This is a genomic window from Pseudomonas alliivorans (genome assembly GCF_017826695.1).
Lineage (GTDB): Bacteria > Pseudomonadota > Gammaproteobacteria > Pseudomonadales > Pseudomonadaceae > Aquipseudomonas > Aquipseudomonas alliivorans.
In genome coordinates, this window is sequence record NZ_JAFFZW010000006.1 from 38,037 (window position 1) to 58,893 (window position 20,857).

The 20,857-nt window shown below is 57.5% G+C and carries 18 protein-coding genes and 2 tRNA genes; 2 read left to right on the forward strand and 18 right to left on the reverse strand.

The genetic code is table 11. From position 1 onward, the window contains the following. The first annotated feature begins 50 nt into the window (after nucleotides 1-50). Nucleotides 51-329 carry a DUF2845 domain-containing protein gene (locus JTJ32_RS16570; RefSeq protein WP_210042837.1) on the forward strand — a complete coding sequence of 93 codons (279 nt, stop codon included), beginning with the start codon at nucleotides 51-53 and terminating at the stop codon, nucleotides 327-329. A 137-nt stretch (nucleotides 330-466) separates the two neighbouring features. Here JTJ32_RS16570 and JTJ32_RS16575 read toward each other — a convergent pair whose 3' ends face one another. From JTJ32_RS16575 to rlmE, 16 genes are all read right to left on the reverse strand, one after another. Further along, nucleotides 467-820: a BON domain-containing protein gene (locus JTJ32_RS16575; RefSeq protein ID WP_083182391.1), complete on the reverse strand. Its 354-nt coding sequence runs from the start codon at nucleotides 818-820 to the stop codon at nucleotides 467-469. 287 nt (nucleotides 821-1,107) lie between these two features. Further along, the gene (gene pnp, locus JTJ32_RS16580; RefSeq protein WP_004879969.1) at nucleotides 1,108-3,213 is read right to left on the reverse strand and encodes a polyribonucleotide nucleotidyltransferase; all 2,106 of its coding nucleotides are present in this window, start codon (nucleotides 3,211-3,213) and stop codon (nucleotides 1,108-1,110) included. 175 nt (nucleotides 3,214-3,388) lie between these two features. Further along, a complete protein-coding gene (gene rpsO / locus JTJ32_RS16585; RefSeq protein ID WP_002555121.1) occupies nucleotides 3,389-3,658 on the reverse strand; it encodes a 30S ribosomal protein S15 in 270 nt (89 codons plus the stop codon). A 159-nt stretch (nucleotides 3,659-3,817) separates the two neighbouring features. Next, nucleotides 3,818-4,735: a tRNA pseudouridine(55) synthase TruB gene (gene truB, locus JTJ32_RS16590; protein WP_099226799.1), complete on the reverse strand. Its 918-nt coding sequence runs from the start codon at nucleotides 4,733-4,735 to the stop codon at nucleotides 3,818-3,820. 3 nt (nucleotides 4,736-4,738) lie between these two features. Next, nucleotides 4,739-5,155, reverse strand: a complete 417-nt coding sequence (gene rbfA / locus JTJ32_RS16595) for a 30S ribosome-binding factor RbfA (RefSeq protein WP_004879974.1) — start codon at nucleotides 5,153-5,155, stop codon at nucleotides 4,739-4,741. A gap of 159 nt (nucleotides 5,156-5,314) precedes the next feature. Further along, a complete protein-coding gene (gene infB, locus JTJ32_RS16600) occupies nucleotides 5,315-7,846 on the reverse strand; it encodes a translation initiation factor IF-2 (RefSeq protein WP_210042690.1) in 2,532 nt (843 codons plus the stop codon). A gap of 27 nt (nucleotides 7,847-7,873) precedes the next feature. Further along, entirely contained in the window at nucleotides 7,874-9,355 is a 1,482-nt protein-coding gene (gene nusA, locus JTJ32_RS16605) for a transcription termination factor NusA (protein ID WP_004879977.1), read from the reverse strand. A 59-nt stretch (nucleotides 9,356-9,414) separates the two neighbouring features. After that, nucleotides 9,415-9,873, reverse strand: coding sequence for a ribosome maturation factor RimP (rimP, locus tag JTJ32_RS16610; protein ID WP_004879978.1), 459 nt, complete (start codon nucleotides 9,871-9,873; stop codon nucleotides 9,415-9,417). 130 nt (nucleotides 9,874-10,003) lie between these two features. Next, a tRNA-Met gene (locus tag JTJ32_RS16615) sits at nucleotides 10,004-10,080 on the reverse strand. 96 nt (nucleotides 10,081-10,176) lie between these two features. Then, nucleotides 10,177-10,262: transfer RNA gene (locus JTJ32_RS16620), tRNA-Leu, on the reverse strand. 45 nt (nucleotides 10,263-10,307) lie between these two features. Then, on the reverse strand, nucleotides 10,308-10,688 hold the full coding sequence (secG, locus tag JTJ32_RS16625) for a preprotein translocase subunit SecG (RefSeq protein ID WP_004879981.1): 381 nt from the start codon (nucleotides 10,686-10,688) through the stop codon (nucleotides 10,308-10,310). A gap of 4 nt (nucleotides 10,689-10,692) precedes the next feature. Then, on the reverse strand, nucleotides 10,693-11,448 hold the full coding sequence (gene tpiA, locus JTJ32_RS16630) for a triose-phosphate isomerase (RefSeq protein ID WP_099226796.1): 756 nt from the start codon (nucleotides 11,446-11,448) through the stop codon (nucleotides 10,693-10,695). Nucleotides 11,449-11,514: 66 nt separating this feature from the next. Continuing rightward, nucleotides 11,515-12,858 carry a phosphoglucosamine mutase gene (glmM, locus tag JTJ32_RS16635; RefSeq protein WP_210042691.1) on the reverse strand — a complete coding sequence of 448 codons (1,344 nt, stop codon included), beginning with the start codon at nucleotides 12,856-12,858 and terminating at the stop codon, nucleotides 11,515-11,517. A gap of 16 nt (nucleotides 12,859-12,874) precedes the next feature. Beyond that, a complete protein-coding gene (folP, locus tag JTJ32_RS16640) occupies nucleotides 12,875-13,726 on the reverse strand; it encodes a dihydropteroate synthase (RefSeq protein WP_099226794.1) in 852 nt (283 codons plus the stop codon). Nucleotides 13,727-13,734: 8 nt separating this feature from the next. Next, entirely contained in the window at nucleotides 13,735-15,639 is a 1,905-nt protein-coding gene (gene ftsH, locus JTJ32_RS16645) for an ATP-dependent zinc metalloprotease FtsH (RefSeq protein ID WP_099226793.1), read from the reverse strand. A 193-nt stretch (nucleotides 15,640-15,832) separates the two neighbouring features. Further along, a complete protein-coding gene (gene rlmE, locus JTJ32_RS16650) occupies nucleotides 15,833-16,483 on the reverse strand; it encodes a 23S rRNA (uridine(2552)-2'-O)-methyltransferase RlmE (protein ID WP_004879989.1) in 651 nt (216 codons plus the stop codon). A gap of 104 nt (nucleotides 16,484-16,587) precedes the next feature. Between rlmE and JTJ32_RS16655 the strand changes: the two genes are divergently transcribed. After that, nucleotides 16,588-16,896: a YhbY family RNA-binding protein gene (locus JTJ32_RS16655; RefSeq protein ID WP_004879990.1), complete on the forward strand. Its 309-nt coding sequence runs from the start codon at nucleotides 16,588-16,590 to the stop codon at nucleotides 16,894-16,896. A 153-nt stretch (nucleotides 16,897-17,049) separates the two neighbouring features. Here JTJ32_RS16655 and greA read toward each other — a convergent pair whose 3' ends face one another. Beyond that, entirely contained in the window at nucleotides 17,050-17,526 is a 477-nt protein-coding gene (gene greA, locus JTJ32_RS16660) for a transcription elongation factor GreA (protein WP_004879992.1), read from the reverse strand. Then, nucleotides 17,523-20,744 (reverse strand): carbamoyl-phosphate synthase large subunit, encoded by a 3,222-nt coding sequence (gene carB / locus JTJ32_RS16665; protein ID WP_099226792.1) that lies wholly within the window; start codon nucleotides 20,742-20,744, stop codon nucleotides 17,523-17,525. The genes greA and carB overlap by 4 nt, the downstream gene beginning before the upstream one ends. Between the last annotated feature and the right edge of the window lie 113 nt (nucleotides 20,745-20,857).

A 20,857-nucleotide genomic window follows, 5' to 3' on the forward strand; every position in this document is an offset into this window, starting at 1 on the left:
ACACCTTGCCACAACCATTTCGATCCACCCTTTGCCTGGCCCTCGTCATGATGACCGGGGCAGCCACGTTCGACGCGCAGGCAGCTTCAACCTTGCGTTGCGGCAGCCAGTTGGTCAGCACAGGAGATAGAACCTTCGAGGTTCAGCAGAAATGCGGCGAGCCTGTCAGCCAACAGGTCGTGAGCAGTAAAGAAGTGGTCAATTACTACCGTCAGACCGAAGAAGTCATTGTTGAAGAATGGGTCTACGGACCCAGCCACGGCATGTACCAATACCTGCGCTTTGTGGGCGGTCGACTCACCGAAATCCAGAGCAAACGCGGTAACTGAGTCCGTTCCTGCTTTTTCTTTCCCACAATAGAACAGGCCCCGACTCAAGAGCCGGGGCCTGTAATGGCTACATCCCTGTAGCCTCGCATGAACTTTCCATCGGTCAGATGACTGGGATGCTCATGGGCAGAATCTGATTACTCAGCTTTCAGGCCAGCAGCGGAAACGTCTTTCACGCCTTTGATTTTCTTGGTGATATCAACAGCCATTTTTTTCTGGCTGTCGGTCACGGCAACTGTCGAGGACAGGGAAACCACGCCTTTGTTGGTCTCAACCTTGATGTCCGAACCCGGGATGCCTTTTTCAGTCAGCAGGTCGGCTTTGACTTTGGTGGTGATCCAGGTGTCAGAGGTGTCTTCTTTGACTTCTTGAGTAGTGGTGTTAGCTGCCAGAACCATTGGAGATTGAACAGCGGTCTGTGCGAAAGCAGCGCCAGCCATGGTCAGAGTCAGGGTAGTAGCGGTAGCAGCAGCGATAACGAACTTCTTCATACGATAACTCCTGTTTTTCTCAAAATCTGCGCCAGCGTGTGGCTGCAGGGTTATCAGGTATATCGCAAGTGCTGTGCCAATACGCAAAATCGGGATTAAACCAATAAAATCAAGGAGTTATAAATTCATCACTTTTGCGTAATCGTGCAGTTTGCCCGCTTCCTCTCGTTTTACGCATGCAAGATGCATGTTTGCATCATGCTGTATGCAGCACGGCCGCATAAGCCTTTAATTGCGCTCATAAAAAAAGGACCCCGGAGGGTCCTTTTTCAATGCTGCCTGATCAATCAGACGCCAGATGCTTTCGCAGCGGCGACGTCCTTGATCGACAGTTTGATACGGCCGCGGTTGTCCACGTCCAGTACCAGTACTTCAACTTCCTGACCTTCTTTCAGGATGTCGGTCACTTTCTCGACGCGAGCATCGCTCAACATGGAGATGTGAACCAGGCCATCCTTGCCAGGCAGGATATTGACGAATGCGCCGAAATCGACGATGCGCTCAACCTTGCCGACATAGATCTTGCCAATTTCCGCTTCTGCAGTGATACCCAGAACACGCTGACGAGCTGCCTCGGCCGCTTCCTTGGATTCACCGAAGATCTTGATCGAGCCGTCGTCTTCGATATCGATCGAAGCCTTGGTCTCTTCACAGATTGCACGGATGGTGGCGCCGCCTTTACCGATGACGTCACGAATCTTGTCGGTGTCGATCTTCATGGCGATCATGGTCGGAGCGTTGGCCGACAGTTCGGTACGCGACTGACCGATGATCTGGTTCATCTGACCGAGGATGTTCAGGCGAGCTTCCAGGGCCTGGCCCAGGGCAATCTCCATGATCTCTTCAGTGATGCCCTTGATCTTGATGTCCATCTGCAGCGCGGTCACACCTTTGGCGGTACCGGCTACCTTGAAGTCCATGTCGCCGAGGTGGTCTTCGTCACCCAGGATGTCAGTCAGAACGGCGAACTTCTCACCTTCCTTGACCAGACCCATGGCGATACCGGCAACCGGCGCCTTCATCGGCACGCCAGCGTCCATCAGTGCCAGGGATGCACCGCAAACCGAAGCCATGGAGCTGGAGCCGTTGGACTCAGTGATTTCCGATACCACACGAATGGTGTAAGGGAACACATCAGCGCCCGGCAGCATGGCCTGTACGCTGCGGCGTGCCAAACGGCCGTGACCGATTTCGCGACGGCCTGCGCCACCCATGCGACCGCACTCGCCCACCGAGAACGGAGGGAAGTTGTAGTGCAGCATGAAGGGGTCTTTCTTCTCGCCTTCAAGTGTATCGAGCAGTTGTGCATCACGCGCGGTACCCAGCGTGGCAACGACCAGCGCCTGAGTTTCGCCACGGGTGAACAGTGCCGAACCGTGGGTCTTTGGCAGAACGCCGACTTCGATGTTCAGAGGACGGACGGTGCGGGTGTCACGGCCATCGATACGCGGCTTGCCGTTGACGATGTTTTCGCGAACGGTGCGGTATTCGATTTCACCGAAAGCGGCTTTGACTTCGCTGGCAGACGGGCTGCCTTCTTCGACAGCAAGCTTGGCGACGATCTGCTCACGCAGCTCGCCCAGACGCGCGTAACGGTCGGCCTTGATGGTGATGGTGTAAGCCTGGGAGATCGCTTCGCCGAACTCGGCACGGATCGCACCCAGCAATGCGGTCGCTTCAGGCTTTGGCTGCCAGGTCCAGGTAGGCTTGGCGGCTTCGGCAGCCAGCTCCTTGACGGCATTGATCACAACCTGGAACTCGTCGTGTGCGAACAGCACAGCGCCCAGCATCTGGTCTTCGGTCAGTTCCTTGGCTTCCGATTCCACCATCAGAACGGCTTCGGAAGTACCGGCAACAACCATGTCCAGGCTCGACGCCTGAAGCTGCTCGTAAGTCGGGTTCAGCAGGTAGCCGGTGCTCTCGTGGAAAGCAACGCGCGCAGCGCCGACCGGGCCGTCGAACGGAATGCCGGAGATCGCCAGGGCAGCCGATGTACCGATCATCGCAGCGATGTCCGGATCGGTTTTCTTGCTGGTGGAAACGACGGTGCAGACAACCTGCACTTCGTTCATGAAGCCTTCAGGGAACAGGGGGCGGATCGGGCGATCGATCAGACGCGAGGTGAGGGTTTCTTTCTCGGAAGGACGGCCTTCACGCTTGAAGAAACCGCCAGGAATTTTGCCGGCAGCGTAGGTCTTTTCCTGATAGTGCACAGACAGAGGGAAGAAGCCTTTGCTGGCGTCGGCTTGCTTGGCGCCGACAACAGTCACCAACACGCTGACGTCGTCGTCAACGGTGACCAATACTGCACCGGAGGCCTGACGGGCGATACGGCCTGTCTCGAGGGTTACGGTCGATTGACCGAACTGAAACTTCTTGATTACCGGGTTCACGGTTTCCTACCTTTCTTTGTGGCTCTTGGGGAACTGGTTTCTTGCGAATTCTTGGGCAGCGTGGGGAATCGGCCCCTTCCACAGTCCAGATAAAACTTGAGGCTGGGAGCCTGCCCGAACCACCGGGTAAACCCGATGATTCGCGACAGACAACCAACCTCTAGCAACGTCGTTATTAGCGACGCAGACCCAGACGACCGATCAGGGCGCTGTAACGGCTAACGTCCTTACCTTTCAGGTAATCCAGCAGCTTGCGGCGCTGGTTTACCATACGGATCAGACCACGACGCGAGTGGTGGTCCTTACCGTTGGCCTTGAAGTGGCCTTGCAGTTTGTTGATGTTGGCGGTCAGCAGTGCAACTTGCACTTCTGGCGAACCAGTATCACCAACAGCTTGCTGGTAGTCGGTTACGATCTGAGCTTTTTCTTCAACGCTGAGTGCCATGTGGGCAATCCTTCCATTCAAGGAACCGCTTCCGAAGAAACGTTTCCAACAGGCCGAGGACAGATCCTCGTATTAAAAAAAGAGGCTTGACCGTGCCTGTTGACAGCCATCCTCGCTCCCTCCCATCTGCAGGCAAGCCTGCCGATGGGCGGGTTCCGGTCACTCTGACCGAATCAATCGACGCGGCGCAATACGCCCGTCTTCACTGACTTCACCGATACCGATGAAGCGACCTTCATGATCCTGCACCCGCACCATGCCGAACTTAGGCGCGTCCGGTGCTCTTACTGGCTGACCATGCAACCAGTAGAACGAACTGTGCTCCGAAAACTTCAGCAGCGGCCAGTCCAGCAAACCACTGTCCGAGGGCATCAGGAAGCGGTCAACCGCCTCATTGCCGCCGTCGGCGTGAACCTGCTCAAGCTCTTCCAGCGTGACCGTCTGGGCCAGACTGAACGGTCCGGCCTGCGTACGACGCAGCTCCGCGACGTATGCACCACAACCGAGCTGCTCACCGATATCCTCGACCAGAGTCCGGATATAGGTGCCTTTGCTGCAATCGACCGACAGACGTGCCGTGTCGCCTTCGCAGGCAAGCAATTCCAAGCGCGCAATAGTAACAGAACGGGGCTCGCGCTCCACTACTTCCCCTGCACGTGCCAGCTTGTAAAGAGGCTGTCCGTCCCGCTTGAGGGCGGAGTACATCGGCGGTATCTGGCTGATTTGTCCACGAAAAGCGGGCAATGCGGCTTCGATATCGTCACGACCAACGGTCACGGGACGCGTCAGCAAAACATCGCCTTCGGAGTCTCCCGTGGTCGTGGTCTTGCCGAGTTGCATCAGGGTTTCGTAGGACTTGTCCGAATCGAGGAGGTATTGCGAGAACTTGGTGGCCTCGCCGAAACACAAGGGCAGTACACCCGTTGCCAGCGGATCGAGGCTGCCGGTGTGGCCGGCCTTCTCGGCATTGAGCAACCAGCGAACCTTCTGCAAGGCCGCATTGGACGTAAAACCCAGCGGCTTGTCGAGCAGGATGATTCCGCTGACATTGCGGCGTATACGCTTGACCTGAGCCACCCTTTACTCCTCGGTACTTTCAGGCTTGACGCCTTGTGGCGCAGAACCTTCCTGGTGCTGCCCGTCTTCGGCCACGGCCCGCTCGATCAATGCCGAGAGGTGAGCGCCACGCACGACGCTTTCGTCGTAGTGGAAGTGCAACTGCGGCACGCTGCGCAGCTTCATCTCGCGCGCCAGCTGCATGCGCAGGAAACCTGCAGCAGAGTTGAGCACCTTGATGCTCTGTGCAATTTCCTCAGCGCTGTCCTGACCCATGACGGTCATGAAAATCTTGGCATGACCCACGTCGCGGCTGACATCGACAGCGGTGATGGTGACAAGACCCACACGAGGGTCCTTGATTTCGCGACGGATCAGTTGCGCCAGCTCACGCTGCATCTGATCGCCGATACGTTGGGTGCGGCTATATTCTTTTGCCATGTTTGTTACCTGTTACTGATCCGGGACCAAACCCTGACAGTCTGAAAGCGGCAAACGCCCGGCCTGACAAATGCCAGACCGGGCGTTGCGTTGAGAGCCCATGATGAAGACAGCGGCATTTGCATGCGATGTTTCACCATGGCTCCTGAAGCTCGCGATTTAGAGGCTGCGAGCCACTTGGACCTTCTCGAAGACTTCGATCTTGTCACCGACCTTGACGTCGTTGTAGCTCTTGACGCCGATACCGCATTCCATGCCGGCACGCACTTCGGCAGCGTCGTCCTTGAAGCGGCGCAGGGATTCCAGCTCGCCTTCAAAGATAACGATGTCGTCACGCAGTACACGGATCGGACGGTTACGGTGAACAACGCCTTCCAGCACCATACAGCCTGCGATCGCGCCGAATTTCGGCGAACGGAACACATCGCGGACTTCGGCAATACCCAGGATGTTCTCCCGGACGTCGCTGCCAAGCATGCCGGTAAGGGCCTTCTTGACGTCTTCGATGATGTCGTAGATCACGTTGTAGTAACGCATGTCCAGACCTTCCTGCTCGACAATCTTGCGAGCGCCTGCATCGGCACGCACGTTGAAGCCGAACAGTACAGCGTTGGAGGCCAGTGCCAGGTTGGCGTCGCTCTCGGTGATACCACCGACACCGCCACCGACTACGCGCACTTGCACTTCATCGTTACCCAGGCCGCCGAGGGCGCCCTGCAATGCTTCCAGAGAACCGCGGACGTCGGATTTGAGGACGATGTTGAGCGTCTTCTTCTCTTCCTGCCCCATGTTCTCGAAGATGTTTTCGAGCTTGCCGGCATGAGCGCGAGCCAGTTTGACCTCGCGGAACTTGCCTTGGCGGAACAGAGCGACTTCACGGGCTTTCTTCTCGTCAGCCAGTACAGACATCTCGTCGCCAGCGTCCGGTGTGCCATCAAGACCCAGGATTTCGACCGGAATCGAAGGACCTGCTTCTTTGACCGGCTTGCCGTTCTCGTCGAGCATGGCGCGGATACGACCGAAGTTCGAACCGACCAGAACCATGTCGCCCTGACGCAGCGTACCGTCCTGAACCAGAACCGTCGCAACCGGGCCACGGCCCTTGTCCAGACGGGACTCGACAACCACACCACGGCCAGGAGCCGACGGTGTTGCCTTGAGTTCCAGAACTTCAGCCTGCAGCAGGACAGCTTCGAGCAGTTCGTCGACGCCGGTACCCATCTTCGCGGAGACCGGTACGAAAGGCGTATCACCGCCCCACTCTTCTGACGTAACGCCATGAACCGACAACTCGCTACGGATGCGATCAAGATCTGCGCCCGGCTTGTCGATCTTGTTCACCGCAACCACCAGAGGCACGCCAGCAGCAACAGCATGCTGAACCGCTTCGATGGTCTGTGGCATTACGCCGTCGTCCGCCGCAACCACGAGGATCACGATGTCGGTCGCCTTGGCACCACGGGCACGCATTGCGGTAAACGCAGCGTGACCAGGGGTGTCGAGGAAAGTCACCATGCCGCGTTCGGTTTCAACGTGGTAGGCGCCGATGTGCTGGGTGATGCCACCGGCTTCGCCAGCAGCAACCTTGGCACGACGAATGTAGTCGAGCAGGGAAGTCTTACCGTGGTCAACGTGGCCCATTACGGTCACGACAGGTGCACGGGAGAACGTCTCGCCTTCGAACTTCAGCGATTCAGCCAGGGAATCTTCCAGGGCGTTGTCGCTGACCAGCGTGACCTTGTGGCCCAGCTCTTCGGCGATCAACTGGGCAGTTTCCTGATCCAGTACTTGGTTGATGGTCACCGGAGTGCCCATCTTGAACATGAACTTGATGACTTCAGCAGCCTTGACCGACATCTGTGCGGACAATTCGCCGACAGTGATGGTCTCGCCGATGGCAACATCACGAACCACAGGGCCGGTAGGGCTCTGGAAACCGTGCGCATTGCGCTTCTTCAGCTTGGACTTGCCACGGCCGCCACGACGGAAACCATCGCTTTCTTCATCGGTAGTGCGAGGCGCAACGCGTGGAGCCGGTGCCTTCTCTTTGACCGAAGCGCGATGAGGCGCGTTCTTGCGCTCGCCGTCGCCACCACGGGCGTTACGATCGTCGGCGCGCGGCTTGTCCGGGCGACGCTGGTCGTCACGCTTGCGGACTTCAACGGTCGGCGTCGCGTTCGGATGTGCCGGAGCAGGAGCCGCCGGCGCTTCACGCGCAGGCTCGGCAGCGGCAACAGGCTGAGCAACTGCGGGTGCAGGTTGCTCGGCAGTCTGTGCAGCAGGCTGGCGCGGCGCTTCTTCTGCGCGACGCTTGGCTTCTTCTTCAGCCTTTTGGCGTGCGGCATTTTCTACCGCACGGCGCTCGTCCATCTCACGCTTGCGCTCGGCTTCGATTTCTTCCGGGCTGCGCTGTACGAAGACTTTCTTCTTGCGCACTTCGACGCTGATGCTCTTGCTGCCAGCAACGCGCAGTGTGCTGGTGGTCTTGCGCTGCAAAGTGATCTTGCGCGGCTCTTCCACCTTGGCCTTGTGACCGCTTTTCAAATGCGTCAACAGGGCTTGTTTTTCGTTATCGGTCACAACTTGCTCGGCGGCGGTGTGCGGCAGACCTGCCTCACGCATCTGCTGTAACAGGCGCTCTACCGGTGTGTCGACCACTTTGGCCAGTTCTTTCACCGTGACTTGCGTCATGCACTTCTCTCCTCAGGCCGCGCCTACTTACTCGAACCAATGGGCTCGGGCGGCCATGATCAACTTGCCGGCACGATCATCGTCAATGCCGTCGATGTCGAGCAGGTCATCTATAGACTGCTCGGCCAGGTCTTCGCGGGTAACTACGCCGCGCACCGCCAGTTCCATCGCCAAATCCTTGTCCATACCCTCAAGCGAGAGCAGGTCTTCGGCCGGATGGGCGTCTGCCAGCTTTTCCTCAGTAGCGATGGCTTTAGTCAACAATCGATCCTTGGCACGAGCGCGAAGCTCGTTGACGATGTCTTCGTCAAAGCCGTCGATGTTGAGCATTTCTTCCAACGGTACGTAGGCAATCTCTTCCAGGCTGGTAAAGCCTTCATCAACCAGAACCTGTGCCAGTTCTTCATCGACTTCCAGCTCTTCGATGAAATTGCGCAGGATGTCGCCGGTTTCAGCTTGCTGCTTGGCCTGGATGTCCGATTCGGTCATTACGTTCAGGGTCCAGCCAGTCAACTGACTTGCCAGACGCACGTTCTGACCGCCACGACCAATCGCCTGAGCCAGGTTGTCCGCGCCAACAGCGATATCCATTGCATGCGCATCTTCATCTACGATGATTGCCGCTACTTCAGCAGGGGACATTGCGTTGATCACAAACTGTGCCGGGTTATCGTCCCAAAGCACGATATCCACACGCTCGCCACCCAGCTCGCCGGAAACGGCCTGAACTCGCGAACCACGCATGCCGATGCAGGCGCCTTGCGGATCGATTCGTTTGTCCTTGGAGCGAACAGCGATTTTTGCACGCGAACCCGGGTCACGGGAGGCAGCCATCACCTCGATCAGACCTTCGGCAATTTCCGGTACTTCGATACGGAAAAGCTCGATCAGCATCTCTGGCGCAGTACGCGACAGGATCAGCTGAGGGCCACGGTTTTCGGTGCGGATTTCCTTGAGCAGCGCCCGAACGCGAACACCGACCCGGAAAGTTTCCCGGGAGATGATGTCTTCACGAGCCAGCAGTGCTTCGGCATTGTTGCCAAGGTCAACGATGACATTGTCACGCGTAACCTTTTTGACAGTACCGGAAATAATTTCGCCCAGACGCTCGCGATAGGCGTCGACAACCTGAGCACGCTCAGCCTCACGAACCTTCTGCACAATGACTTGCTTGGCGGTCTGTGCGGCAATGCGGCCGAACTCGATGGAGTCGATTTTCTCTTCGATCAGATCGCCAGCAACGGCGCCCGGCTTTTTGGCCTGGGCCTGATCAACTGCCAACTCGTAAGCCGGATCGTCCAGATCTTCGTCTTCGACCACTGTCCAGCGACGGAAAGTCTCGTAGTTACCCGTGTGACGGTTGATTTCCACACGCAGTTCAACTTCATCTTCAAAACGCTTCTTGGTAGCCGTGGCAAGCGCCAGCTCCAGTGCTTCGAAAATTACACCTGCCGGAACGCCCTTTTCATTGGACACCGACTCAACAACCAGCAGTACTTCTTTGCTCATCGTACGCCTCGCCTTTCGCAAGCCATTGGATCCGCGGGATCCGCAGTATCTGGCACGTCTCAGTCAAACGTGGGAATAATGTTGGCCTTGTCGATCAAGTCGATCGGCAACAGGTATTCATGGTCTTCTACATGCACCACGACGTCCTGCTCCTCCACCCCGCGGAGAAGGCCTTGAAAGTTGCGTCGACCATCGAAGGGCGAGCGCAGCTTTATTTTCACTTGTTCCCCAGCGTGCAAAGCAAACTGTTCAAGAGTGAACAGTGGGCGGTCCATGCCGGGAGAAGACACCTCAAGCGTGTATTCGGCAGCGATTGGATCTTCTACGTCCAAAACACCACTTATCTGGCGACTGACGATTTCGCAGTCCTCCACCAGAACACCACCTTCCTTGTCGATATAAATGCGCAGCAGTGAATGTCGGCCCTGGGAAAGAAACTCTATTCCCCAGCATTGATAGCCAAGAGCCTCGACCACCGGGGCCAACAAGGCCTGCAACTGTTCTAGCTTGCTCGACACCTGAACCCCCTCGTGCATGCTTTAAAAATAAAAAAATGGGCAAAAGCCCATCCATGAGAACGCCGCTGAACATCGACGTCATGTACTGTCCAGCTAACAAAAAGCCCCTGAAAAGGGGCTCCGCTAAAACTGGTTGCGGGGGCTGGATTTGAACCAACGACCTTCGGGTTATGAGCCCGACGAGCTACCAAGCTGCTCCACCCCGCGACAAAGCTGGGGCGGAAGTATACGACCGATCCATCTATGGGTCAATCGAACATCCACCTACAAGAAAGCCCGCTAGTGCGGGCTCTCCTGTTCAATTGGTACCGAGAAGGGGACTCGAACCCCTACACCCTATGGGCACAACCACCTCAAGGTTGCGTGTCTACCAATTCCACCACCTCGGCATTACAACTCTTTTCGGCGACCTCAACAACATCGCCTGAATTCTTTTACTTCTGCTCTGGAGCCTGAGGTACGTCAGCTGGAACAACAGCTGGCTTTTGCCCTTCGAGCACCGGAACATCATCTGCTGCCGGCTTTTGCTTCACTTCCAGTACCGCTGGATCTGGCAACCCTACTTGAGTCAGCTGTTGAGCTTTCTCTTTAGCAAAGTAACCTAACCCCAAGCTGGTTATGAAAAAACATGCCGCAAGTATAGCAGTAAACTTACTGAGAAAGGTAGAGGTTCCTTGCCCTCCGAAGACAGTATTTGATGCACCTGCTCCGAAAGACGCACCTGCGTCCGCACCTTTACCCTGCTGCAGCAATACCAGAGCAACAACGCCCAGAGCGCCCAACAGATGAAAAACGACTACGACTGTTTCCAGCATTTTTTCAGTTTCCCGCGGCGCGACAGATCGCACCGAACTCATCTGCATTCAGGGAGGCACCACCAATGAGCCCCCCATCGATATCCGGCATGCTGAATAACTCGACCGCATTGGCCGACTTAACGCTGCCGCCATAGAGAAGTCGCACGCCTTGTGCGACTTCGGCATTCTTTTCCGCCAGTTGCGCACGAATGGCTGCGTGCACTTCCTGCGCCTCTTCAGGCGAAGCAGTCAATCCGGTACCAATGGCCCAGACTGGCTCGTAAGCGATGACCGCATTCCGGAACGCTTCAACACCAAACTCGGCAATGACAACCTCAAGCTGACGACCAACCACTTCAAGTGTCCGGCCCGCCTGACGTTCTTCCAGGGTTTCACCAATGCAAAGCACCGGCGTCAGCCCTTCTGCCTGGATCGCTGCAAACTTGCGGTTGAGGACATCGTCCTGCTCGCCAATCAACTGACGGCGCTCGGAGTGCCCCACCAACACCAGCTTGCAACCTGCATCAGCCAGCTGGCTCGATGCAACCTCACCTGTCAGCGCGCCCTGCGCAGCCTGTATGGCCGCATCCTGAGCACCAACGGTGATCGAGGTAGCTTCAAGCCCCTGAACCACCTGACCGATGAACAGGCTCGAAGGCATTACGGCAACATCAACATTGCTCGGAATAGACTGCAGAGCAAGGCCCTTGATCAGCTCAGCGACGCTGGCGCGGGTACCGTGCATTTTCCAGTTACCAGCTACCATTGGGCGACGCATGCTACACCTCGTGGGTCAAAGTGGGCGCAGATGTTACCCAACACTTAGAGCACTGGCAAGCCGAAATCAGGCGCAAACTTCAGCAACCAGTTTTGCCAGCTCTTCAGCATGGGCCCTGACCTGAGATTCGTCCTCACCTTCGACCATGACGCGGACCAATGGCTCGGTGCCGGACTTGCGCAAAAGAACCCGGCCACGACCTGCCATTTGCTCGGTAACGCGCGCGCAGGCCTCCTGAACGGACGGGTGCGAAACGGGGTCGACCCCTTCTCCGCCAAAACGGACATTGATCAGTATCTGCGGGCATTTGCGCAGCCTCAAACGCGCTTCTGCAAGGCTGATATCGCTGCGACGCAATGCGAGAATGACCTGCAGCGCTGCGATGATCGCATCACCCGTGGTCGCATGCTGGAAGCAAACGATATGCCCGGAGTTCTCCCCACCGACCTGCCAGTTACGCTCAAGCAGTTCAGCGATGACATAACGGTCACCGACATTGGCGCGCACGAACGGAATATTCTGCTCGGCCAAGGCCAGCTCCAGTCCCAGATTACTCATCAAGGTCCCGACCACACCGCCCTGCAAACGGCCTCGCTCGTGCAGATCACGCGCAATGATGTACAACAACTCATCACCATCTACGATGGTGCCCGTATGATCGACCATCAGGACCCGATCGCCATCACCGTCGAAGCCGATACCCATGTCCGCCTTCTCGGCCAGCACGGCAGCCTGCAGCGCCTCCATATGGGTAGAGCCACAGTCCTTGTTGATGTTGAGGCCATCAGGCTGAGCCGACAGAACGACAACCTGTGCACCCAACTCACGAAAGACATTCGGCGCGACCTTGTATGTCGCACCGTGCGCGCAATCGATAACGACTTTCAATCCGGCGAAGTCGGTACTGGTCGGCACGCTGCTCTTGCAGAACTCGATGTAACGACCAGCGGCATCGTTGATGCGGGATACCTTGCCCAGATTTTCAGATTCGGCGACGGTCATCGGCGCGTCGAGCAGCTCCTCGATCATCATTTCGATTTCGTCAGGCAGCTTGGTGCCCTGCCCGGAAAAGAACTTGATGCCGTTGTCGTAATGCGGGTTATGCGAGGCACTGATCACGATACCGGCCTCAGCATGGAATGTACGCGTCAGGTAGGCAATGGCAGGCGTGGGCATCGGACCCAGCAGCATTACGTCGGCACCGGCAGCGGACAATCCGGCCTCAAGTGCAGACTCGAACATATAGCCGGAGATGCGCGTGTCCTTACCGACCAGGATCCGGCAGGTGCCCAGCTTGCGGAAAGCCATGCCCGCCGCCCAGCCCAGCTTGAGCATGAAATCGGGAGTGATCGGGAACTGGCCAACACGACCGCGAATGCCGTCGGTTCCGAAATATTTTCTGGTAGTCATGGATGCCCCACTGTTGTTATTCAGCTGTTTCGACAGCTGCGATCATGCGCACCACGTCAGCCGTTTCGGCGACATCGTGCACACGCAAGATTCTTGCACCTTTGGTCATGGCCAGTGCGGCCAACGCCAACCCACCTATCAGTCGCTCGTCCACAGGACGACCCAGCACAGCGCCGATCATGCTTTTGCGGGAGACGCCCACCAGCAGCGGGCGACCCAGAGCATGCAGCGCTTCCATGTGCTTGAACAGGCTGAGATTGTGCTCCAGCGTTTTCGCAAAGCCGAAACCGGGATCAAGAATGATACGGCCCCGGGGAATGCCGGCCAACTCGCATCGTTCCATGCGATCGACCAGAAAGGCACTTACCTCGCCGACGAGGTCCTGATAATGCGGATTATCCTGCATGTCGCCCGGCTCGCCCAGCATATGCATTAGACAGACCGGCAGACCGGTCGCGGCAGCGGCTTCGAGCGCACCCGGACGCCGTAGCGAGCGAACATCATTGATAAGACCAGCGCCCAGCCTGGCGGACTCGACAATGACCTCGGGCGTCGAAGTGTCGACGGAGATGATCACATCCAGCTCCCGAGCAATGAGCTCGACCACTGGCGCAACGCGCTGCACCTCCTCTTCCGGCGATACCGGACGAGCACCCGGACGCGTGGACTCGCCACCCACGTCGATCAGAGTGGCGCCCGCCTCAACCATCGCCTCCGCATGGCGCAAGGCCGCATCCAACCGGCTGTAGCGCCCGCCGTCCGAAAAAGAGTCAGGGGTTGCATTGAGAATGCCCATCACATGCGTGTGAGCCAAATCAAGAACCCGGTTGCCGCAAGGCAACCGGGTCGGGTACAGCGCAGAAGTCATGTCAGACCTTAATGTTCGGCAGCAGGGCCGCCGATCGGTGTTTCCGGGCGTGGATCAGGAGTGATAGGTGTACCTTTGGTACCCGAACCGCCTTCCCAGTCCCGCGGCTCGCGCGGTGGACGACCAGACATGATGTCATCGATCTGATCAGCATCGATGGTTTCATACTTCATCAGCGCGTCAGCCATGGCATCGAGCTTGTCACGGTTGTCCGTAAGCAACTGCTTCGCGGTGCCGTAGCAGAGATCAATGATGCTGCGAACCTCGGAGTCGATCAGTTTGGCTGTCTCGCCTGAGAAGTTGGAATTCTGGCTGCCGCCACGCCCAAGATAACCGGCATCCTCATCCTCGGAATACATCAGAGGCCCCAGCTTTTCCGACAATCCCCACTTGGTCACCATGTTCCGTGCGATCTGACTCGCGCGCATGATGTCGTTGGAAGCGCCCGTGGTGACACCATCAAAGCCAAGTGTCATCTCTTCAGCAATACGACCGCCGTACAACGAGCAGATCTGGCTGATAAGCGCCCGCTTCGACAGGCTGTATCGATCTTCTTCCGGCAGGAACATGGTCACACCCAGCGCACGACCGCGCGGGATAATCGACACTTTGTAGACCGGATCATGCTCAGGCACCAGACGACCGACGATAGCGTGACCCGCTTCGTGGTAGGCCGTGTTCTGCTTTTCCTTCTCAGACATGACCATCGATTTGCGCTCGGCGCCCATCATGATCTTGTCCTTGGCCAGTTCGAACTCTTTCATCTCGACGATCCGCTTGCCGGAGCGAGCAGCAAAGAGCGAAGCCTCGTTAACCAGATTGGCCAGGTCGGCACCCGAGAAACCAGGCGTGCCGCGTGCGATGACGCCAGCATTCACATCCTCGCCCATCGGAACCTTGCGCATGTGAACCTTGAGAATCTGTTCGCGACCACGAATGTCCGGCAGACCGACCACGACCTGACGGTCGAAACGGCCTGGACGCAGCAGCGCAGGGTCGAGCACGTCAGGGCGGTTGGTTGCGGCAATGACGATGATGCCGTCATTCATCTCGAAACCGTCCATCTCGACCAGCAACTGGTTGAGCGTCTGTTCGCGCTCGTCATGACCACCGCCCATGCCAGCGCCACGATGGCGGCCGACAGCGTCGATTTCGTCAATGAAGATGATGCATGGCGCGTGCTTCTTGGCCTGCTCGAACATGTCACGGACGCGGCTCGCACCAACACCCACGAACATCTCGACGAAGTCGGAACCGGAAATGGTGAAGAAAGGCACTTTCGCTTCGCCAGCAATGGCTTTGGCGATCAGCGTCTTACCGGTACCCGGAGGACCGACCATAAGCACGCCGCGAGGAATACGGCCACCCAGGCGCTGGAACTTGCCCGGATCACGGAGGAACTCAACGAGTTCACCGACCTCTTCCTTGGCTTCGTCACAACCTGCAACGTCCGCCAGAGTGGTCTTGACCTGATCTTCGGACAGCAGGCGCGCCTTGCTTTTGCCAAAGCTCATCGGCCCGCCTTTGCCACCCGCGCCGCCCTGCATCTGCCGCATGAAGAACATGAAGACGGCGATGATCACCAGAATCGGGAAGCTGGCGACCAGCAATTGAGTCCAGATGCTCTGCTGCTCAGGCTGCTTGCCTTCAACGACGACGTTGTTGTCGACCAGATCGCCGATCAGACCGTTATCCTGGATAGCCGGACGAATAGTCTTGAAGGTATCGCCATCACTGCGCTTGCCAGTGATGACGTAGCCATCGACGGAAACCTTCTCAACCTTGCCATCCTTCACTTGCTGGATGAACTCGGAGTAGTTGAGGGTCTGCGGCTCGTTCGGGCTGGAGAAGTTGTTCATCACCGTCACGAGGACAGCCGCGATGATCAACCACAGGATCAAATTCTTTGCCATATCGTTCAATTAGCTACCCTCTGAAGCAAGCTCCACGCAGCAAGCGTGCCTCGCATGATATTCACCGGCCTAACTTACTACAGAACCTACAGATGTGGCAGGCGACGTCTGTAACCCTTTGTGAAACTTTGACTGCGCAATGTTCGAACATGCTGCATCGACAGCGCTATTTAAAAAAAGCTATCGCTCCGCGTCAGAGACGCTCATCGCTGGCAGCGCCTTCGATACCTTTGAAGCCACGTCCCAGCAGGTATTGCTCGCGAGAACGGTCGCGTGAGGACAAGGGTTTGCGCATCTGCACCTTGTCGAACAGTTTGCGAATGTCCTTGTGGTACACATCGAAACCCTCACCCTGGAAGACTTTGATGAGGAAATCGCCACCCGGACGCAGAACCCGCCCGGCCAGATCAAGCGCCAGCTCACAAAGAAACATTGCACGCGGCATGTCCACAGCGCTCAATCCACTCATATTGGGGGCCATATCGGAAATCACAAGGTCTACCTGCGTATTACCGACTGCTTCCAGAATTTGTGCGAGCACCGCGTCCTCGGTGAAGTCACCCTGAATAAAGGTCACATCAGGGATGCTGTCCATTTCAAGGATGTCGGAAGCAATCAGGCGGCCTTGACCACCAATCAGACGACTGGTCACCTGCGACCAGCCTCCAGGCGCGGCGCCGAGGTCGATCACGGTCATGCCAGGACGGATGATCTTGTCCTTTTCCTGAATCTCGAGCAGCTTGTAGCTGGCACGCGAACGGTAGCCGTCCTTCTGTGCCATTTTGACGTACTTGTCGTCGAAGTGTTCTTTGAGCCAGTTATGGCTTGTCTTGGAACGGGCCACGGGGCACCTCAAAAATAAACGAGTCGTGATTAACTGGGCGGTCCCGGACTCGCTCGGGTAAACTGGCCGCCGCTTTTTACAAGATCAGACGCAGAGGTCAGATTATGCCGCTCACTCAAGAGCAGAAGAAACAATACAAATCCATTGGCCACCACCTGAAACCGGTATTGATCGTGGCTGACAATGGTTTGACTGAAGGTGTGCTGGCAGAGCTTGAACGCGCACTGAGCGATCACGAGCTGATCAAGATCAAGCTCAACATCCTTGACCGTGAAAGCCGCCTGCAGGCCATTGCAGAGATCTGCAAAGCCGGCTCGGCCGACCTGGTTCAGGTCATCGGCAAAATGGCGTTGATCTATCGCAAGAACCCAAAGGTAAACAAGCTGTTGTCCAACGTCCACCGCGCGCACTAAAAAAAGCAGAAGCCAGGGCCGCTTTCGGCGCGCCCTGCTCCTGATTTACCGCACTATCTCGCACCAGACTATCGAACAGGCTACCGCCAGAACCTTCAAGACCAGAACCATGAAGGCCGACAGGTTGCGCCCGCCAGAAGCGGGCACTTCGCCTTAGATGTGACGAACCTCGACGATTTCGTATTCGATCACGCCGCTGGGCGTTTTCACGACAACGACGTCGCCTTCTTCCTTGGCAATCAAGGCACGGGCGATAGGCGAACCCACCGAAATCTTGCCCTTCTTGATGTCCGCCTCATCCTCACCGACGATCTGATACGTGACGCTTTCGTCCGTTTCAACGTTGGCGATTTCGACAGTCGTGCCGAAAATCACCTTCCCGGTGTGAGGAATCGTGGTGACATCGATCACCACGGCGTTCTGCATACGGCCTTCAATGTCACGAATACGCGCCTCGACCATGCCCTGCTGTTCGCGGGCAGCATGGTATTCAGCGTTTTCCTTCAGGTCGCCCAGCTCCCGAGCCGTGCCGATGTCCTGGCTCAGCTTGGGACGGACCACCTTGGTCAGATGTGTAAGTTCTTCTTCCAGGGCGCGAGCGCCCTGAACAGTCATTGGGTATTTGATCATGCCTTCAATCCTGCATGGAGATCCTGCAAGCGACGTACAGTCTTCTCTGGACCGAACTTGAGCGCTTCGCAGATAGCTTCGCCTGCTGCAATAGTAGTGGTGCAGTAAATCTTGTGCTGCAAGGCGTTGCGACGAATGGAGTAGGAGTCCGCGATCGACTGACGGCCTTCGGTGGTGTTGATGATCAAGGTGACTTCGTCATTCTTGATCATGTCGACCACGTGCGGACGACCTTCGGTGACCTTGTTGACGCGGCGCACTTTCAAGCCCGCCGCTTCGATCAACTTGGCAGTGCCCGCCGTCGCAACGATCTGGAAGCCAAGACCGATCAGATCGCGCGCAACGCCAGCCACCAAAGGCTTGTCATCGTCACGAACGCTGATGAATGCAGTACCACCGGTCGGCAGCACTTCGCTGGCGCCCATCTGAGCCTTGGCAAACGCCTCACCGAAGGTATCACCGACGCCCATCACCTCACCGGTCGACTTCATCTCCGGACCGAGAATAGGGTCAACGCCGGGGAACTTGGCGAACGGGAAGACGGCTTCTTTCACGCTGTAGAAATTCGGAATGATTTCCTTGGTGAAATTCAGCTCTTTCAGGGTTTTGCCTGCCATCACGCGCGCAGCGATCATGGCCAGGGAAACACCGATGCACTTGGACACGAACGGTACGGTACGCGATGCACGCGGGTTGACTTCGATGACATAGATGTCTTCGCCCTGCAAAGCCAACTGCACGTTCATCAGGCCGACAACGCCCAGCTCCAGCGCCATCTTCTTGACCTGTTCGCGCATCTCGTCCTGGATATGCGCCGGCAGCGAGTAAGGCGGCAGCGAGCACGCGGAGTCACCGGAGTGAACGCCCGCCTGTTCGATGTGCTGCATGATCGCGCCGATGACCACGTCGGTGCCGTCGCAGACTGCATCGACATCCATTTCGATGGCGCAATTCAGGAAGTGATCCAGCAGCACCGGGCTATCATTGGAGACCTGAACCGCCTCACGCAGGTAACGCTTGAGCTCCTCTTCCTGGTAAACGATTTCCATCGCACGGCCACCCAGCACATAGGATGGACGCACGACCAGCGGATAGCCGATCTTCGCGGCAGCACGAATGGCTTCGTCTTCGCTGCGCACCGTCGCGTTTGGCGGCTGACGCAGATTCAGGCGCTCGACCATCTGCTGGAAGCGCTCACGGTCTTCTGCACGGTCGATGGCGTCAGGGCTGGTGCCGATGATCGGCACGCCTGCCGCTTCCAGGGCACGCGCCAGCTTCAACGGCGTCTGGCCGCCGTACTGGACGATCACGCCTTTCGGCTTCTCGACGCGCACGATTTCCAGCACGTCTTCCAGCGTGACCGGCTCGAAGTACAGACGATCGGACGTGTCGTAATCGGTGGAAACGGTTTCCGGGTTGCAGTTGACCATGATGGTCTCGTACCCGTCGTCACGCAGCGCCAGGGCGGCATGTACACAGCAGTAGTCGAACTCGATGCCCTGGCCGATACGGTTAGGACCGCCACCCAGAATCATGATCTTGTCGCGCGTCGAAGGGTTGGCTTCGCACTCTTCTTCATAAGTCGAGTACAGATACGCGGTGTCTGTCGCGAACTCGGCGGCGCAGGTGTCGACGCGCTTGTAGACCGGGAACACTTCCAGCTTGTGACGGTGCGTACGCAGGTTCTTCTCGGTCACGCCCAGCAGCTTGGCCAGACGGGCATCGGAGAAGCCCTTGCGCTTGAGGCGGAACATCAGGTCGCGGTCGATCGCCGACAGACCCAGTGTCTTGACCTTTTCTTCGTCCTTGATCAGATCTTCGATCTGGACCAGGAACCAGGGGTCGATCATGTTCATGGCGAAGATGTCTTCAACGCTCATACCGGCGCGGAAGGCGTCAGCGACGTACCAGATACGCTCGGCGCCCGGCACCGTCAGCTCACGCTTCAGGGTGCTCATGCTTTCCGGATGGCTCAGATCCAGCTTCGGATCAAGACCGCAGACGCCTACTTCCAGACCACGCAGAGCTTTCTGCAGGGATTCCTGGAAGGTGCGACCGATGGCCATGACTTCACCCACTGATTTCATCTGGGTGGTCAGGCGAGCGTCGGCCTTGGCAAATTTCTCGAACGCAAAACGCGGCAGCTTGGTGACGACGTAGTCGATGGACGGCTCGAACGAAGCCGGGGTCTTGCCGCCGGTGATGTCGTTGGACAGCTCGTCCAGCGTGTAGCCAACGGCCAGCTTGGCCGCGATTCTGGCAATCGGGAAACCGGTCGCCTTGGAAGCCAGTGCCGAGGAGCGCGAAACACGCGGGTTCATCTCGATCACGACCATGCGGCCGGTGTCCGGGCAGATGCCGAACTGAACGTTGGAACCACCGGTTTCAACGCCGATCTCGCGCAGGACCGCCAGGGAGGCGTTACGCAGGATCTGGTATTCCTTGTCGGTCAGGGTCTGCGCTGGAGCCACAGTGATCGAGTCACCGGTGTGCACGCCCATCGGGTCGAAGTTTTCGATGGAGCAGACGATGATGCAGTTGTCCTTTTTGTCGCGGACAACTTCCATTTCATATTCTTTCCAGCCAATCAGCGATTCGTCGATCAGCAGTTCCTTGGTGGGCGACAGATCCAGACCACGGGCGCAGATTTCTTCGAACTCTTCACGGTTGTAGGCGATACCGCCACCGGTGCCGCCCATGGTGAAGGACGGACGGATGATGCAAGGGAAGCCGAGCCTTTCAAGAACAGCATTGGCTTCTTCCATCGAGTGGGCGATGCCGGAACGCGGGCAGTCAAGACCGATGGATTTCATCGCCTTGTCGAAACGCGAACGGTCTTCGGCCTTGTCGATGGTGTCGGCGTTGGCACCGATCATTTCGACGCCGAATTTCTCCAGGACGCCTTCGCGCTCCAGGTCCAGCGCACAGTTCAGTGCAGTCTGGCCGCCCATGGTTGGCAGCAGTGCGTCCGGACGCTCTTTTTCGATGATCTTGGCAACGGTTTGCCACTTGATCGGCTCGATGTAGGTGGCGTCTGCCATGGCCGGGTCGGTCATGATGGTGGCCGGGTTGGAGTTCACCAGGATGACGCGGTAACCCTCCTCGCGCAGAGCCTTGCAGGCCTGGGCGCCGGAGTAGTCGAATTCACAGGCCTGGCCGATCACGATGGGGCCGGCGCCGAGAATCAGGATGCTTTTAATATCTGTACGTTTTGGCATGGGTTGTCACTCAAATCCGCAGGTCAGTCGGCAAGCCGTCTTGAACATTTCATTGAGGTGGCCTGGGTGGCAGCGACCGGACGCGTTGTCCAGGTCCAGCCAGGTCACCTGCT